This window comes from Mycobacterium sp. E183, from assembly GCF_001667735.1.
GTDB lineage: Bacteria > Actinomycetota > Actinomycetes > Mycobacteriales > Mycobacteriaceae > Mycobacterium.
The window spans coordinates 1-16890 of sequence record NZ_LZJN01000210.1 but is presented as its reverse complement, the minus strand read 5'-3'; the positions used below and the strand labels follow the sequence as shown (position 1 = coordinate 16890).

Sequence of the window (16890 nt, the reverse complement as noted above, 5' to 3'; positions counted from 1 at the left end):
CATCCGAGCCGGGCTATGTGCCCTCCCAAGGGTTGGCCGATTTCGTGCGGTGCCGGGATTTGACGTGCCGCTGGCCGCAGTAGTCCTGGGGCGGGGGGTCGGCCTCGGCGGCCGGTATGGCGCCGGTGGCGTGGCAGAGGCTGGGGAACAGCAGGGCGCTGCCCGGGGTGGTGACGTAGGTGCGTCCGGCCGGGGAGGTCAAGATCAGGGTGCCGTCGGGCAGCTGCTGTTCGCGCCAGCCCCAAAATGTCTTCACCAAATGATGGGTGCGGCAATAACACTTGAGGTTGCTGGCATGGGTGGGCCCACCGGCGCTGTAGGGGATGGTGTGGTCGAGGTCGCAGGCCATCGCCGGGCAGTCACAGCCCGGCCAGCGGCACGTCAAATCCCGGCACCGCACGAAATCGGCCAACGCTTGGGAGGGCACATAGCCCGGCTCGGGCGGCGCGTCCCCGGGATGAATTAGCGGCACCAGCTTGGCCGCGGCGGCCAACTCGGCCACCAGCTCCGGTGGAATCAGGCCGTCGGCCCGCAGTTCACTGGCCATCCCCACCCCGCGATCCAGGGCGGTCTGCTCGGCGAGCACGTGAATCACCACCGCACCGGCCGCCGGCCGGGCGCCGGCCGCGCAGTCCGGGCGCCCGCAGCGACACCCCAGCCGCTCAGCCCCGCCGGCCAGCGCGCCCAACGCATCCGCGCGGCGCTGCTCGCGGCTGCGCGGATCGTGGGCACACACCGTGGCCGCCAACGCATCCAGGCGCTTCTCGAGCGCGTGCGCATCCAGGCTGTAGAGGGTGCCCTCGATGCGGGCCAATCCCTCCCCCATCTCACCGATCCACACCTCGCGCCCCGCAGCATGCCGCCGGCGGCGCCGCACCGCATCGGCATCGGCCTTCGCCACCACCTTGTCCACCTGCGCACCCAACCGGCCCTGGCTCATCGAGGGCCAGCGCGCCACGTTCGCCGCCAGCTGCGCGTCCACGGCCGCCAACACCTCACTGTCGGTGATCAGATCGGTGCGATACACCAGCGTCTGCACCATCCGAAAGTCGATGTCGCCGGCGGCGAACACCTCGGCCACCTTCGGCAGCCGCTCGCGCAGCGCGCGGGCATACCGCACCCGGCTGGCCGCCAACCCCTGGCTGATCCGCAACTCCGCGGCCACCTCCGCGGCCACCGCCGCCTCGGTATCCACCGCCCACTGCTCACATTCGGCGCACCGGGAGAGCCGGTAAGCAAACAACTCCCCGATCACCGCCAACTGCCCCGCCGCCGCACAATTCTCCGCCCGCGCCATGCCCGCGACGCGCTCCAGCAACGCCGACGACTCCGGCGTCACCGACGGATAGCGCCGCTCGAAGTGCTCATCCAACGCGGCGATCGACTCCGCCGACGGCACCCTCGAATCGAACATACATTCGAGTATGCCACCCGGCTACGACAACCGCATGGCCTCCAGCCCGTCGGCGGCTGTCGCGGAAATCGTGGTCCGCACCATGAAGCGCGGCTCCCGCGCCGGCCATGGCCGCCCGCGATGCATGATCGCGCGGTTGTCCCACATCACCACGTCGCCCTCGCGCCACGCGTGCGCGTAGCGAGCCTCCTGGGCGGTCGCCGCTTCGGTCAGCCCGGCGATCAGCTCCCGCCCCGCCTCCGGCGCCATGCCCTCGATCGCGTACGCGTGCGAGGCCAGATACAGCGCCTTGCGGCCGTTGACCGGGTTCCGCCAGACCAGACGCCAGCATTGCGGCGGCAGCGCCGCGCGCTCGGCCGGGCCGGCCAGTTCGGGCGCGATCTTGCCGCGCGAATAGGCGTACTCGTGCCAGGCGAAGCAATCTTCCAGCCGGCGTCGCAACGCCGGATCGAGCCGCTCGAAGGCGAGCCGGGTGGAGACGTACTCGGTCTCACCCCCATGGCCCGGAATGACGCGCGACGACAACACCGAGGCGAGCGCGGGCACGCGCTTGAACGAGCTGTCGGTGTGCCAGAGCTGGTTGGCCTTGTTCTCCAGGGCAAGGCGGTGGCCTTCTGGCACGACGCTGCCCGTCTCGTCGAGGGTCTTGAGGATCACGAGGTTGGTGCCGTGCCCCTCCGAACCGACCTTGGTGACCTCCAGCGGGCCGAAGCGGCGGGAGAAGGCGAGCTGCGCTTCGTCGCTGACGTCCTGATCGCGGAACACCAGGACCGAATGCTCTTCGAACGCCGCCCGTATCGCCGCGTATGCGACTTGCGATGCCGCGACGTCGTGAATGCTGGCTCCCCGCACTTCCGCCGCGAAGCCCGGGCCCGACGGTACGATTTCCACCGGCGCCCTCCGATGCGTTCGAAGTTTCAGTACGACTGTCCACCCGGAATGCGCGCCCGGCAAGCGATCAGACCGAGCGAAATTACGGTCCCGGTCGCCGGCTGACGAACGCGCGCCGCGCGCCCGTCACCGGATCGTCGAACTCGATGCGCTGCGCCAGCAACCGCAGCGGCGTGCTGAAGTCGTCGGCCGGCACGTCGATGATGTTGGGATACAACGGATCCCCGTCGATCGGCACCCCCAGCGAGTTCATGTGCACGCGCAGTTGGTGGGTGCGCCCGGTGCATGGGGTCAGCCGGTAGAGGCCGTCCGGGGAGACGAGTTCCACCAGTGTGTCGGCGTTGGGCGGCCCGGGTTCGCAGGTAGCCTGTAATACCCTGCGGCGCTTGATGATTCGGCTCCGGACCACGCGCGGCAACACCAAAGACGGGTCGACGGCGGCGCGCGCCAGGTAGGTCTTGCGCACCAACCCCCGGGAGAACAGCGTCTGGTATGCGCCGCGCACCTCGCGGCGGGCGGTGAACACCAGCACCCCCGCCGTCAGCCGGTCGAGGCGGTGGGCCGGGCTCAGCTCCGGCAGGCCCAGGTCCCGGCGCAGCCGCACCAGCGCCGTCTGCGCCACGTGCCGCCCGCGCGGCATGGTGGACAGGAAGTGCGGCTTGTCGACGACCACGATGTCCGCGTCGCGATGCAGCACCGGGATCTCAAAGGGGACGGGCACCTCGTCGGGCAGTTCGCGGTACAGAAACACGTACGACCCGGCGAGCAGGACGGTCGCCTCGTCGATCGGCATTCCGTCGGCGTCGACGACCGGTCCGCTCACGGCCCGCGCACCGAACCGGTCGGTCAGCTCCGCGAACACCGGTCCCCCGCGCAGCCGCACCCGGGCCGGGCCGAGCCCGTCCCGCACGGGTAGGGGCGCCGGCCTCAATTCAGCGGCACCGGCTCGAGGATCTCGGCGCGCGCCTCCGGGGCGCTCGCGCGCAACTCGTCCGCCGACACGTCGTCGGGCTGGGCCTGCGACAGGATCTCGGCCTCCACCCGGGCGCAGTAGTTCGCCACCTCGCGCTCGACGTCCTGCGTCGTCCAGCCGAGCACCGGGGCGACCACGTCGGCGACCTCGCGGGCGCAGTCGACGCCGCGGTGCGAGTACTCGATCGAGATGCGCATACGGCGGGCCAGGATGTCCTCCAGGTGCAGCGCCCCCTCGGCGGTGACGGCGTACAGGGCCTCCACCTTGAGGTAGCCCGGCGCCTCCTTGATCGGGCTGAGCAGGTCGGCGTTGTCGGCGGCCAGGCCCAGCACGTCGCCGATCAGCGAGCCGTAGCGGTCCAGCAGGTGCCGCACCCGGTAGGGGTGCAAACCCTGAAGCGCCGCAACGTGTTCCGCCTGGTTCACCAGCGCGAAGTAGCCGTCGGCGCCCAGCAGGCTGACCTTCTCGGTGATGGACGGCGCCACCCGGGCCGGGACGAACTGGGCCGCGGCGTCGATCGCGTCGGCGGCCATCACCCGATACGTGGTGTACTTGCCACCGGCGATGGCCACCAGGCCCGGCGCGGGCACCGCCACGGCGTGCTCGCGGGACAGCTTGGAGGTCTCCTCGCTCTCGCCGGCCAGCAGCGGCCGCAGCCCGGCGTAGACGCCGTCGATGTCGGCATGGCTCAGCGGGATGGCCAGCACGGTGTTGACGGTGTGCAGGATGTAGTCGATGTCGGCCTTGGTGGCCGCGGGGTGGGCCAGGTCCAGGTTCCAGTCGGTGTCGGTGGTGCCGATGATCCAGTGGCTGCCCCACGGGATGACGAACATCACCGATTTCTCGGTGCGCAGGATGATCGCGACGTCGCTGACGATGCGGTCGCGCGGCACCACCACGTGCACGCCCTTGGACGCGCGCACCTGAAACCGCCCGCGCTGCTTGGACAATGCCTGAATCTCGTCGGTCCACACCCCGGTCGCGTTGACGACGACATGGCCGCGGACCTCGGTGACGGCGCCGTCCTCGGAGTCGCGGACCCGCACGCCGGTCACCCGATCCCCCTCGCGCAGCAACGCGACCACCTGGGTCGAGGAGCGCACCACCGCGCCGTAGTGGGCGGCCGTGCGCGCGACGGTCATGGTGTGCCGGGCGTCGTCGACGACGGTGTCGTAATAACGGATTCCGCCGATCAGCGCGCTGCGTTTGAGGCCCGGGCTCAACCGCAAGGCGCCCGCCCGGGTCAAATGCTTTTGCGCGGGAACGGATTTCGCGCCGCCCATCCGGTCGTAGAGGAAGATGCCCGCGGCGACGTAGGGCCGTTCCCACACGCGGTTGGTCAGCGGGAACAGGAAGGGCATCGGCTTGACCAGATGCGGCGCCAGGGTGGTCAGCGACAGCTCGCGCTCGTAGAGCGCCTCGCGCACCAACCCGAACTCCAGCTGCTCGAGATAGCGCAACCCGCCGTGGAACATCTTCGACGAGCGGCTTGAGGTGCCCGACGCGAAATCGCGCGCCTCGACGAGCGCCACCTTCAAGCCGCGGGTGGCGGCGTCCAACGCGCAGCCGGACCCCACCACGCCGCCGCCGATGACGACGACGTCGAACTGCTCGGTGCCCAGCCGCTCCCAGGCCACCTCGCGGTGCTGCGGTCCCAGCACGGACGCCGGCGAGCCCAACTCGGTGGGCGCGTGCATCGGATCGGTCACGGCAGAGGACTCCTCACCCGGTTACTCGCCAGTAGGACGGTGTCGAAACCAGGCTAGTCCAGATCGTCGTGCGCCATCAGGCGACGAGCGGCCTCGGTGATCGATCCGGACAACGACGGGTAAACGGCCAGCGTCTGGGCCAGCTCGTTGACGGTGATGCGGTTCTGGACGGCCACGGCGATCGGCAGGATCAGCTCGGAGGCGATCGGGGCCACCACCACGCCGCCGATCACCACGCCGGTGGACTTTCGGCAGAACATCTTCACGAAACCCTGTTGCAAGCCGGACATCTTGGCCCGCGCGTTGGTGCGCAGCGGCAGCATGATCGTCCGGGCCGACACCGACCCGTCATCGATCATCGTCTGCGGCACGCCGACGGCCGCGATCTCGGGCCTGGTGAAGACCGTCGCCGCCACCGTGCGCAACCGGATCGGGCTGACGCCCTCGCCCAGCGCGTGGTACATCGCGATCCGGCCCTGCATGGCGGCCACCGACGCCAGCGGCAGCAGGCCGGTGCAGTCGCCCGCGGCGTAGATGCCCGCCACCGAGGTCCGCGACACCCGGTCCACGGTCAGGTAGCCGCCGCGGCCCAGCTCGATGCCGACCCGGTCCAGGCCGAGGCCGCCGGTGTTGGGCACCGAACCGATCGTCATCAGGGCGTGGCTGCCCTCGACGGTGCGCCCGTCGGCCAGGGTGACCAGCACGCCGCCGTCGGTGCGGGTGACCGACTGCGCTCGCGCGTTCTTGACCAGCTCGACACCGCGTTCGGAGAACGCCTCCTCCAGCACCGCCGCGGCGTCGGCGTCCTCATAGGGCAGCACCCGGTCCCGGCTGGCGACCACCGTCACCGGAACACCCAGCTCGGTGTAGGCGTGCACGAACTCGGCGCCGGTGACGCCCGACCCGACCACGACGAGGTGCGAGGGCAGCGCCTCGAGGTTGTAGAGCTGCCGCCAGGTCAGGATCCGCTCGCCGTCGGGCTGGGCCGACGGCAGGACCCGCGGGCTGGCGCCGGTCGCGATCAGCACGACGTCGGCCTCGAACTCCCCGCTGCTGCCGTCGGGGGCGGTCGCCTTGACGCGGTGGCAGGCCAGCCCGGGCGTGGGGTCGATCAGCTCGCCGCGACCGGCCACCACGTGCACGCCCATGCCGAGGAGCTGTTCGGTGATGTCGGCCGACTGCTCGGTGGCGAGTTGCTTGACCCGGGCGTGGATCTGCGGCAGCGAGATCTTGGCGTCGTCGATGTCGATGTCGAACCCCAGCCGCGGTGCCCGGCGCAGCTCGGTCCGCAGCCAGGTCGAGGCGATGAAAGTCTTGGAGGGCACGCAGTCGTCCAGCACGGCCGCGCCGCCGATGCCGTCGGAGTCGATCACGGTGACGTGCGTGGTGTCGGGGTGGGAGGTGGCGGCCACCAGCGCGGCTTCGTAACCGGCCGGGCCGCCACCGAGGATCACGATGCGGGTCGCCACAGCCCCCAACCTAGCGGGGGACCCGGTCACCGTGCAGCGCGGCGACGATGCACGCCGCACGGCGGCGTGAGGAGAAGCCGCGCCATTGAACAGCGCGGCGACGATGCACGCCGCACGGCGGCGTGAGGAGAAGCCGCGCCATTGAACAGCGCGGCGAAACGCTTGGGAGAAGACCGCTCGTGCGGGTGACGTCTAAGATTTCCCCGTGCCGCTCTACGCCGCCTACGGGTCGAACATGGATCCTGAGCAGATGCTCAAGCGGGCACCCCATTCCCCGATGGCCGGAACCGGCTGGCTGCACGGCTGGCGCCTGACGTTCGGCGGCGAGGACATCGGCTGGGAAGGCGCGCTGGCCACGGTGGTCGAAGACCCGACCTCCAAGGTGTTCGTCGTCCTCTACGACATGACCCCGGCCGACGAGAACAACCTCGACCGGTGGGAGGGCTCGGAGTTCGGCGTCCACAAGAAGATCCGCTGCCGGGTGGAACGCATCTCGTCGGACACCAGCACCGACCCCGTGCTGGCGTGGCTGTACGTGCTCGACGCCTGGGAGGGCGGCCTGCCCTCTGCGCGTTACCTGGGCGTGATGGCTGACGCCGCCGAAATCGCCGGAGCCCCAAGCGATTACGTGCACAACCTGCGCACCAGACCGGCCCACAACATCGGCCCGGGAACGGGCTCCTAGGGCCCGTGTCGATTCTCTCCAGACCAGTCGTCGCCGACGCACTGGCCCGCACTTTCGCCGCCGTCGTGAACCCGGCCCCCAAGGCCGCCGTGCGATTCCCCGAATTCCGCGGCCGGACCACCGAGGTCACCATCCCCGCCCGGCACGGCCCCGTACCGGCAACCGTCTACCACCCGCCGGCCGGCACGGCGAACCAGGCGGTCTACGTCAACGTGCACGGCGGGGGCTTCGTGGTCGGGCACCCCGAACAGGACGATCCCTGGTGCCGGTACCTGGCCGCCAACGCAGGCGTGGTGGTGATCAATCCCGACTACGTGCTGGCGCCGCGGCACCGCTTCCCGGCGGCGCCACACCAGGTCTACGACGTCGTCCGCTGGGCGGCCGACCCCGGCCGCGATTGGGACGGCGGCCGGCTGTGCGTCGGGGGCCAGAGCGCGGGCGGCAACCTCAGTGCCGCGGCAGCACGGCTGGCGCTGGAGAACGGCGGTCCCCGCATCGCGCTGCAGGTCCTGCACTACGCCCCGCTCGACCTGGTGACGCCCGCGCGCGACAAGGCGTCCAGCCTGGGCGGCCGCGCCATCCTGAAGCCGTGGATGGGCGAGGTCTTCGACACCGCGTACGTGCCCGACCCGGCCCAGCGGCGCGACCGCCTGGCCTCGCCCGCGTGGGGCGACAACGCCGACGGGATCGCCGGTATCGCGCCCGCGCTGGTCGTGACGGCCGAACACGATCGACTTCGTGACGAGGCCCGCAGATACGCCGACAAGCTCGACGCCGTCGGGGCATTGGCGGAGTACTACGAGGTCGCCGGCGTCGACCATGGCTACAACATCATGAGCGACGCGGCGGACGTCACGTTGCGAAGTTACGCGCACATCGCCGAGCACGTCATGCGGGCGACGCGCTAGGGCAGCAGCGCGAACACGGCCGACTGCTCGACGATGTTGACCATCACCCGCAGCCCGATCGCCAGGGCCCGCTCGTCGAGGTCGAACGTCGGCTGGTGCAGATCCAGCTGCGGTCCCTGCCCCGGCCAGACGCCCAGGCGCGCCATCGCACCGGGAATCTCCTCGAGGTACCAGGAGAAGTCCTCGCCCCCACCCGACTGGCGGGTATCGGCCAGCGCGTCGGGGCCGATGGCCTCGATCGCGTGGGTGAGGATGCGCGTCGAGACGTCCTCGTTGACCACCGGCGGCACACCCCGCCGGTATTGCAGCGTGTGTTCGATGCCCAGCGGCGCCAGCAGCGCCGACACCGTCTCGCGAATGATGTCCTCCAGGCCGACCCAGGTCTGCCGGCTCGCGGTGCGCACGGTGCCGCCCAGCACCCCGGACTGCGGGATGGCGTTGGCGGCCACCCCGGCGTTGACCGCGCCCCACACCAGGACGGTCGCGTTGCGCGGGTCGATGCGGCGGGACAGCACACCGGGCAGCCCGGTGATCAGCGTGCCCAGCCCGTAGACCAGGTCGGCGGTCAGGTGCGGGCGCGACGTGTGCCCTCCCGGCGAGTGCAGCGTGATCTCGATCTGGTCGGCCGCCGAGGTGATCGGCCCGTGCCGGACCGCGATCTTGCCGACCTCCAGCCGCGGGTCGCAGTGCAGGGCGAAGATCCGCGAGACCCCGGTGATGGCGCCGGCGGCGATGGCGTCGATCGCACCGCCGGGCATCAGCTCCTCGGCGGCCTGGAAGACCAGCCGCACGCCGACCGGCAGCTCCGGCACCGACGCCAGGGTCAGCGCGGTGCCCAGCAGGATGGCGGTGTGGGCGTCGTGCCCGCAGGCGTGCGCGACATTGGGCATGGTCGAGGTGTACGGCGCGCCGGTCCGCTCGGCCATGGGCAGCGCGTCCATGTCGGCCCGCAGGGCGATCCTCGGTTCGTGCTCGGGGCCCAGGTCGCAGACCAGTCCGGTGCCACCCGGCAGCACCTTGGGGTTCAGCCCGGCGTCGGCCAGCCGCTCGGCGACGAACTGGGTGGTGGCGTACTCCTGGCGGCCCAGCTCGGGGTAGCGGTGGATGTGCCTGCGCCACTCGACGAGGTCGTCGTGGTGTGCGGCCAGCCAGGACGTGGCGGCGTCGGCCAGGCTCATGGGTGCGCCCGCCGTTCCCGCGCGGCCAGCACCCGGTCACGCTGGGCGGGTGTTTGGGCCAGCTGAACGACCGTGCGGGCCAACATGATCGCGCCCTCGACGACGGCGCGGTCGCCGCTGGGGCCGGCCGCGGCGGTGGCGAAGGCGCGCTGGTGCACCGTGGCGCCGCCTGCGTCGAGCCCGACGATCGGATGGATCCCCGGCAGCACGTGCGTCACGTTGCCCATGTCGGTGCTGCCCATGGGCAGCGCCGCTTCGACCTCGCGGGCCACCGGCTCGCGGCCGAGCCGGCACATCTCGTCGCGGAACACGTCGGCCAGCCATTCGTCGGGCCGGAGTTCGTCGTAGGCGGGCGCCGGGTTGTCGATCTCGTATTCGCAGCCGGTGGCCAGCGCGCCCGCGGCGAAGCACGCGTACATCCTGCCCTCCAGCTGTCTCAGGGAATCCGACTCGAACGCCCGCATCGCGTACTCCAGCGTCGCGCGCCCGGGGATGACGTTGACCGCCTGTCCGCCGTCGGTGACGATCCCGTGCACCAGTTGACCCGGGGCCAGTTGCTGCCGCAACAGCCCGACGGCCACCTGCGCGACGGTCACGGCGTCGGCGGCGTTGATCCCCAGATGCGGCGCGACGGCGGCATGAGATTCCTTGCCACGGTAGTGCACGGTCGCCTCCGACAGCGCCAGCGAGCGGGCCGCGGCGATGTCGGCGGGACCGGGATGCAGCATCACCGCCGCCGCGACGTCGTCGAACACCCCGGCGCGCAGCAGCAGCGCCTTGCCGCCGCCCATCTCCTCGGCGGGGGTGCCGATCAGCGCCACCCGCAGGCCCAGTTCGTCGGCGACCTCGGCCAGCGCCAGCGCGGTGCCCACGGCCGACGCGGCGATGATGTTGTGGCCGCAGGCGTGACCGATCTCGGGCAGTGCGTCGTATTCGGCGCAGACCCCGACGGTCAGTGGGCCGCTGCCGAAGTCGGCGCGGAAGGCGGTGTCCAGTCCACCGGCCGACGCGGTGATCGCGAAACCACGCTCGGCGACCAATGCCTGCGCCTTCGCGCAGCTGCGATGCTCGGCGAACGCCAGCTCGGGCTCGGCGTGGATGGCGTGGGACAGCTCAACCAGGTCGGAGCCACGTCGCCGCACGACTTCCTCGACCCTGTTTGACGGGTCGTCCAATGCGGTGGGCATCCTCGCAGTATCCCACCGCGACCTTAGGCCCCGGGCCTACACCAGCCCGGCGATGAATCCCGCCGCCTGCCCGGGGTACGGCGGCACCCCGTAATCGTGGTGCGCATCCCGGTCGCGGCCGCCGACCACGCACACCGGGTCACCGGGGCTGCAGATGTCGATGGCGCGGCCGGCGAACAGACCCGTCGTCGACAAGGGCGTGTTGAAGCGGTTTCCGGGGTTGCCGAACACCGCGACCGCCGCCACCTTGTTGGCCAGGCCGGGATCCAGCGCGGGGGCCGATCCGAAGTTGCCGATCCGCTCGCCCAGCGGCGGCACCCCGGCCAGCATCGACACCGCGGCGGCGCCCTGCGAGAAGCCGCCGAGCACCAGCCGCGTCCCGGGGCACTGGTCGACCATCTGCGCGATGTGGTCGCGCGCGTCGTTGGCGCCGTCGGCGGTCTGCAGGAAGTTGTAGCTGGCCGGGTAGTTCACCGGGTAGGCGTCGACGCTGCGCGAGCCGAGGGCGGGCCGCAGGGCGTCGAGCAGCGCATCTCCGGCCACCCCGAGGCCCGGCGGCTCGGCGGTGCCGCGGGCGAAGATGAGTTGGACATCGGGGCATCCGTCGGCTCGCGCCACCGGCGGCCGGCCGCTCGCAATCGAAAACAGTGACACCGCAACGGCGACGGCCAGGCCGACCACCTGCCACCTAGGAAGTTTCATGCGGCAGATTTTCACATATGCCGGCGCGGGCCGTCGCGGCGCTAAGCTCCCCGACTGTGAGCGACCCCGCTTCCGACCCCACCGAACTGGCGCGATTGGCGGCGGAGGTCATCGCGGAGCGCACCGGAGTCCCCGAGCACGACGTGGCCGTCGTACTCGGATCGGGATGGCGCCCGGCGGTCGCCGCCCTGGGCTCGCCGACCGCGGTGCTGCCCCAGGCCGACGTGCCCGGGTTCGCGCCGCCGACCGCGGTCGGGCACACCGGCGAACTGATGTCGACGCGCATCGGCGAGCGCCGGGTGCTGGTGCTCGTTGGCCGCGTGCACGCCTACGAGGGTCACGACCTGTGCCACGTGGTGCATCCGGTGCGGGCCGCCTGCGCGGCGGGGGCGCGCATCGTCGTGCTCACCAACGCCGCCGGCGGCCTGCGGCCGGACCTGACGGTCGGCCAGCCGGTGCTGATCAGCGACCACCTCAACCTGACCGCCCGCTCGCCGTTGGTCGGCCCGCAGTTCGTGGACCTGACCGACGCCTACGCGCCGCGGCTGCGGGACCTGGCCCGCCAGGGGGACCCCGGGCTGGCCGAGGGGGTCTACGCCGGCCTGCCGGGGCCGCACTACGAGACCCCCGCCGAGGTGCGCATGCTGCGGGCGCTGGGCGCCGACCTGGTCGGGATGTCCACCGTGCACGAGACCATCGCCGCGCGGGCCGCCGGCGCCGAGGTGCTGGGGGTGTCGCTGGTGACCAACCTGGCCGCCGGGATCAGCGGCGAGCCGCTGAGCCACGCCGAGGTGCTCGCCGCGGGCGCCGCGTCGGCGAGCCGGATGGGTGCGCTGCTGGCCGACGTCGTGGCCCGGTTCTAGATGGCGCCCGAGCGACCCTCGGCCTCCGGCGACGCCCGGCTCGCGGTCGCCGCGGCGGAGTGGATCGCACACGATCCCGACCCGGCGACGGCCGCCGAGCTGGCCGCGTGCGCGCCCGACGAGCTGGCGGCGCGTTTCGCGCGGCCGCTCAGGTTCGGCACCGCGGGCCTGCGCGGTCCGGTGCGCGGCGGGCCGGACGCGATGAACGTGGCGGTGGTGTCGCGTGCCACCTGGGCGGTGGCGCAGGTGCTGCGCGGCCGCGGCCTGGCCGGCGCGCCGGTGATCGTCGGGCGCGACTCCCGGCACGGCTCCGCTGTCTTCGCCACCGTCACCGCCGAAGTGCTTGCCGCCCAAGGCTTCTCCGTTCAATTGCTACCCGGCCCGGTGCCGACGCCGGTGGTCGCGTTCGCGGTGCGCCGCACCGGCGCCGCGGCCGGCATCCAGATCACCGCGTCGCACAACCCACCGGCCGACAACGGCTACAAGGTCTACGCCGACGGCGGCATCCAGATCGTCTCCCCCACCGACCGCGAGATCGAGACGGCGATGGCCGCAGCGCCCCCGGCCGACGAAATCGCCAGGGCGCCGGTGCAGCCCACCGGCACCGATGTGGTCGAGCGCTACGTCGCCCGCGCCGCGGCGGTGCGACGCGGCACCGGGACGGCGCGGGTGGCGCTGACGCCGCTGCACGGGGTCGGTGGCGCCGTGGCCGTGGCGGCTTTGCAGCGCGCCGGCTTCGAGCGGGTGCACACGGTGGGCGCGCAGTTCGCGCCGGACCCCGACTTCCCCACCGTCGCCTTCCCCAACCCCGAGGAGCCCGGCGCCACCGACGCGTTGCTCGCCCTGGCCGCCGACGTCACGGCCGACGTCGCGATCGCGCTGGATCCCGACGCCGACCGGTGCGCGGTCGCCATCCCCACCCCGTCGGGCTGGCGGATGCTGTCCGGGGACGAAACCGGTTGGCTGCTCGGCGATTACATCCTGTCGCGGAGCACCGCCCCCCGGGCGGCGGTGGTGGCCAGCTCCGTGGTGTCGTCGCGGATGCTGGCGGCCATCGCGCACCGCTACGGGGCCACCCACGTCGAGACCCTCACCGGTTTCAAGTGGCTGGCGCGCGCCGACGCGGGCGTGCCCGGCGGCACGCTGGTCTACGCCTATGAGGAGGCGATCGGGCACTGCGTCGACCCGGACGCCGTGCGGGACAAGGACGGCATCAGCGCGGCCGTGCTGGTGTGCGACCTGGTGGCCGCGCTGAAGGACCGGGGCCGTTCGGTGGGTGACGCGCTCGACGACCTCGCCCGGCGGTACGGCGTGCACGACGTCGCCGCGGTGTCCCGCCGTGTCGACGGCACCGCCGAGGCGGGCGAGTTGATGCGTCGGCTGCGGGTCGCGCCACCGGGAACGCTGGCCGGGTTCACCGCAACGCTCACCGACATCACCGACGCGGTGATCCTCACCGGCGGCGACGACGGCACGTCGGTCAGACTGGTGGTGCGACCGTCCGGCACCGAGCCGAAGTTGAAGTGCTACATCGAAGTTCGTTGCGCCGTGGCCGGCGGCCTGGACGACGCCCGCCGGCGCGCCGGCGCGTTGCGCGACGAGCTGATGTCGGTGGCGCGAAGCTTCTAGCAGCTAGCGAGGACCATACTGGCGGTCCCCGGCATCGCCGAGGCCGGGGACGATGTAGGCGTTCTCGTTGAGCCCGTCATCGATGGCCACGGTGAAAAGCCGGGCCGTGGGCACCGTTTCCCCAAGCGCGGCAACGCCTTCGGGGGCGGCCACCGCGCACAGCACCGTGATGTCGGTGGCGCCGCGCTCGAGCAGCAGGCCGACGGTGTACTTCAGCGACCCACCGGTGGCCAGCATCGGGTCGAGCACCAGCACCGGCAGGCCGGCCAGCTCGTCGGGCAGCGACTCGAAATAACCTGTGGGCCGGTGGGTTTCCTCGTTACGGGCCACGCCGACGAATCCGACCCGGGCTTGCGGCAACAGCGCGAGCGCCTGGTCGACCATGCCCAGTCCGGCCCGCAGCACCGGCACCAGCAGGGGCGGCTTGGCCAGCCGCACCCCCAGCGTTTCGCCCACCGGTGTGCGGATTCCGAAGGTCTCGCGGGGCGCGTCCCGGGTGGCCTCGTAGACCAGCATCGCGGTCACGTCGCGCAGCGCCGCCCGGAAGCCGTCGTCGGCGGTGCGTTCGTCGCGCATCGTCGTCAGCCGGGCGACCGCCAGCGGGTGATCGACAACGCGCACCTCCACGGTGTTCGACCCTATATAACAATCCGGCCGCTTTTCGTTAAACGCCCCGCCGAAACCGGCCGCGTCGGCGCGGCCCGTGGCTCGCGTCCCCCTATGCTCCCGTGGTGCCGGGCGGAATGAGGGGTTCAACGGGGTTGACCGGCAGGGCATTTCGGGTCCTGCACCTGCTCTGCGCGGTCGCGCTGGTGGGGCTCGCGGCCGGCCCGCTGAGCGCGCGCATCGGCCTTGTGGCGGCGGCGATTCCGCAGCCCGCGCACATCGTGATCGTGGTGGAGGAGAACCGCTCCGAAGCCAACATCATCGGCAACAAGTCGGCGCCCTTCATCACCGCCCTGGCCGCCAGCGGCGCCAACATGGTGCAGTCGTTCGCCGAAACCCACCCCAGCGAGCCGAATTACCTGGCGATGTTCGCCGGCAGCACCTTCGGCGTTACCAGCGACCGGTGCCCGGTCAACGCGGGCGACGCCCCCAACCTGGGTTCGGAATTGCTCGCCGCGGGCTACACGTTCGCCGGTTTCGCCGAAGGCCTGCCCGCCGTCGGCTCGCCGGCCTGCACCGCAGGCAAGTACGCGCGCAAGCACGTGCCCTGGGCCAATTTCACCAACGTGCCGCCGGCGAACTCCCTGCCGTTCTCCGCGTTCCCGATGGGCAATTACGCGAGCCTGCCCACCGTCTCGTTCGTCATCCCCAACAACGACGACAACATGCACGACGGGTCGATCGCGCAGGCCGACACCTGGCTCAACCGCGAGCTGTCGGGTTACGCCAACTGGGCGGTGGCCAACAACAGCCTGCTGATCGTGACGTGGGACGAGGACGACAATTCCAGCCGCAACCAGATCCCGACCATCTTCTACGGCGCGCACGTGGTCCCCGGCAACTACGCCGAGCGGATCACCCACTACAACCTGCTCTCCACGATCGAGCAGATGTACGGGCTGCCCAAGACCGGATACGCGGCCGGCGCGCCGCCGATCGCCGATATCTGGGGCTAGAACCCGATGGCCCGATGGCCCGCGTCTTCGGCCGCCGTCGCTATTGTGTGCCGCATGGCTGCTGACCTCGTGCCCATCCGCCTGAGCCTGTCCGACGGCGACCGCTACACCATGTGGGCGCCCCGCTGGCGCGACGCCGGCGACGAGTGGGAGGCCTTCCTCGGCAAGGACGAGGACCTGTACGTCTTCGAAAGCGTCGCCGACCTGGTCGCGTTCGTGCGCTCCGACACCGACAACGACCTGGTCGATCACCCGGCGTGGAAGGACCTGACATCGGCGCACGCGCACAAGTTCGCGCCGGCCGGGGACAAGCAATTCGATCTGGTCGCGGTCGAGGAGCTGGTGTCGGAGAAGCCCACCGAGGACGCGGTGACCGGGCTGGCCCGCACGCTGTCGCTCGTCTCGTCCATCGGGTCGGTGTGCGAGCTCCCGGCGGTGTCGAAATTCTTCAACGGCAACCCGACGCTGGGCACCGTGTCGGGCGGGATCGACCACTTCGCGGGCAAGGCCGGCCTCAAACGCTGGAACGCGATCGGCGAGATCATCGGCCGGGGCTGGGACGACGTGCTGGGCGCGATCGAGGGCATCGTGACCACCCCCGAGGTGGACGAGAAGCTGTCGGCCAAGGCGGCCGACGAGCTGGCCGAGGAGCCGGAGGAAGACGAGGCCGAAGACACCGAGGCCGGCGCGGAGGCGGAGGAGGCCGCGGACGAGGCCGACGAGGCCGAGGAGGCCCTGGAGGATGACGTCGAGGCCGACGAGGAGCCCCGCGCGGCCGGCGACACCGTGATCCTGGGCAGCGACGAGGATTTCTGGCAGCAGGTGGGCATCGACCCGATTCGGATCATGACGAGTTCGGGCACCTTCTACACGCTGCGGTGCTACCTGGACGACCGCCCGATCTTCCTGGGCCGCAACGGGCGCATCAGCGTGTTCACCTCCGAGCGGGCGCTGGCCCGCTACCTCGCCGACGAGCACGACCACGACCTTGCCGACCTGAGCACCTACGACGACATCCGCGCCGCGGCCACCGACGGCTCGCTGGAGGTCAAGGTCACCGAGGACAACATCTACGTGCTCAGCGGGCTGGCCGATGACATCGCCGACGGGCCGGACGCCGTGGACCGCGACCAGCTGGACCTGGCCGTCGAGCTGCTCCGCGACATCGGCGACTACTCGGAGGAGGGCACGGTCGACAAGGCGCTCGAGACGGGGCGCCCGCTGGGCAAGCTGGTGGCCTACGTGCTCGAGCCCGGCTCGGTCGGCAAGCCGTCGGCGCCGTACGCGGCGGCGGTGCGGGAGTGGGAGAACCTGGAGCAGTTCATCGACGGGCGGCTGCGCAGGGAGTAGCCCCCGTTTGACGGGCCCGGAAGTCTCCTCTTTACTGGCGGGTGTCGCTTCCCGGGATAGGCCCGTTGCCCCTGTACGGCTTTCAGCGCCCGGGCATGCTCGTGTTCGGTTTGCTGCCGCTGGGCTTGTTGGCGGTCTACATCGGCGTCCAGGCCCGCCGCCGGCGCCGGCTGCGCCGGTTCACCGAGGAGGCCGTGCCGCAGTCGCCGAGGCGGCACATTCCGATCGCGGTGGCGCTGCTCAGCCTGATCCTGTTGACCATCGCGCTGGCCACCCCCACCCACGACATGCGTATCCCCCGCAACCGGGC

Annotated in this window: 14 protein-coding genes and 2 pseudogenes; 7 read left to right on the top strand and 9 right to left on the bottom strand. The window is 71.5% G+C overall.

From position 1 onward, the window contains the following. Window positions 1-37: 37 nt before the first annotated feature. The 5 genes and pseudogenes from A5691_RS26080 to A5691_RS26060 all read right to left on the bottom strand — a co-directional run. Window positions 38-1414, bottom strand: a pseudogene (locus tag A5691_RS26080) (HNH endonuclease signature motif containing protein); the annotation flags it as partial. Between the two features lie 21 nt (window positions 1415-1435). Continuing rightward, window positions 1436-2305 carry a TauD/TfdA family dioxygenase gene (locus tag A5691_RS26075; protein ID WP_067748962.1) on the bottom strand — a complete coding sequence of 290 codons (870 nt, stop codon included), beginning with the start codon at window positions 2303-2305 and terminating at the stop codon, window positions 1436-1438. Window positions 2306-2387: 82 nt separating this feature from the next. Beyond that, on the bottom strand, window positions 2388-3236 hold the full coding sequence (locus A5691_RS26070; protein ID WP_082950506.1) for a pseudouridine synthase: 849 nt from the start codon (window positions 3234-3236) through the stop codon (window positions 2388-2390). Beyond that, complete coding sequence (locus A5691_RS26065; protein WP_369807382.1) at window positions 3233-4975, bottom strand: glycerol-3-phosphate dehydrogenase/oxidase; 1743 nt, start codon at window positions 4973-4975, stop codon at window positions 3233-3235. Before A5691_RS26065 ends, A5691_RS26070 begins: the two co-directional genes overlap by 4 nt. Before the next feature lie 65 nt (window positions 4976-5040). Then, window positions 5041-6456 (bottom strand): NAD(P)H-quinone dehydrogenase, encoded by a 1416-nt coding sequence (locus tag A5691_RS26060; RefSeq protein WP_067887426.1) that lies wholly within the window; start codon window positions 6454-6456, stop codon window positions 5041-5043. Between the two features lie 205 nt (window positions 6457-6661). Between A5691_RS26060 and A5691_RS26055 the strand changes: the two genes are divergently transcribed. Both A5691_RS26055 and A5691_RS26050 read left to right on the top strand, forming a co-directional pair. Continuing rightward, the gene (locus A5691_RS26055; protein WP_067757370.1) at window positions 6662-7141 is read left to right on the top strand and encodes a gamma-glutamylcyclotransferase; all 480 of its coding nucleotides are present in this window, start codon (window positions 6662-6664) and stop codon (window positions 7139-7141) included. Between the two features lie 89 nt (window positions 7142-7230). After that, on the top strand, window positions 7231-8049 hold the full coding sequence (locus A5691_RS26050) for an alpha/beta hydrolase (RefSeq protein ID WP_068018294.1): 819 nt from the start codon (window positions 7231-7233) through the stop codon (window positions 8047-8049). Here A5691_RS26050 and A5691_RS26045 read toward each other — a convergent pair. From A5691_RS26045 to A5691_RS26035, 3 genes are read right to left on the bottom strand one after another with little or no spacing between them, the layout of a single operon-like run. Next, window positions 8046-9227: an amidohydrolase gene (locus A5691_RS26045; protein WP_068018286.1), complete on the bottom strand. Its 1182-nt coding sequence runs from the start codon at window positions 9225-9227 to the stop codon at window positions 8046-8048. The two genes, A5691_RS26050 and A5691_RS26045, sit on opposite strands and share 4 nt — an antisense overlap. Beyond that, entirely contained in the window at window positions 9224-10414 is a 1191-nt protein-coding gene (locus A5691_RS26040; protein ID WP_067752370.1) for a M20 family metallopeptidase, read from the bottom strand. Before A5691_RS26040 ends, A5691_RS26045 begins: the two co-directional genes overlap by 4 nt. Window positions 10415-10450: 36 nt before the next feature. Beyond that, complete coding sequence (locus tag A5691_RS26035) at window positions 10451-11116, bottom strand: cutinase family protein (protein ID WP_067752366.1); 666 nt, start codon at window positions 11114-11116, stop codon at window positions 10451-10453. A gap of 56 nt (window positions 11117-11172) precedes the next feature. Here A5691_RS26035 and A5691_RS26030 point away from each other — a divergent pair, with 56 nt between their 5' ends. Together A5691_RS26030 and A5691_RS26025 are read left to right on the top strand one after the other, a co-directional pair. Continuing rightward, window positions 11173-11979: a purine-nucleoside phosphorylase gene (locus A5691_RS26030; RefSeq protein ID WP_067752363.1), complete on the top strand. Its 807-nt coding sequence runs from the start codon at window positions 11173-11175 to the stop codon at window positions 11977-11979. Then, window positions 11980-13608, top strand: a complete 1629-nt coding sequence (locus A5691_RS26025; protein ID WP_068018288.1) for a phospho-sugar mutase — start codon at window positions 11980-11982, stop codon at window positions 13606-13608. 3 nt (window positions 13609-13611) lie between these two features. On the opposite strand, the gene upp is transcribed toward A5691_RS26025, so the two are convergent. Beyond that, window positions 13612-14235 (bottom strand): uracil phosphoribosyltransferase, encoded by a 624-nt coding sequence (upp, locus tag A5691_RS26020; protein ID WP_067890159.1) that lies wholly within the window; start codon window positions 14233-14235, stop codon window positions 13612-13614. 116 nt (window positions 14236-14351) lie between these two features. On the opposite strand from upp, the gene A5691_RS26015 reads away from it, so the two are divergent. The 3 genes and pseudogenes from A5691_RS26015 to A5691_RS26005 form a co-directional block, all read left to right on the top strand. Continuing rightward, window positions 14352-15230 (top strand): alkaline phosphatase family protein, encoded by an 879-nt coding sequence (locus tag A5691_RS26015; RefSeq protein ID WP_068018298.1) that lies wholly within the window; start codon window positions 14352-14354, stop codon window positions 15228-15230. A 54-nt stretch (window positions 15231-15284) separates the two neighbouring features. Next, window positions 15285-16580 carry a primosomal protein gene (locus A5691_RS26010; protein WP_068266845.1) on the top strand — a complete coding sequence of 432 codons (1296 nt, stop codon included), beginning with the start codon at window positions 15285-15287 and terminating at the stop codon, window positions 16578-16580. Between the two features lie 41 nt (window positions 16581-16621). Next, window positions 16622-16890: pseudogene (locus A5691_RS26005) on the top strand (hypothetical protein); the annotation flags it as partial.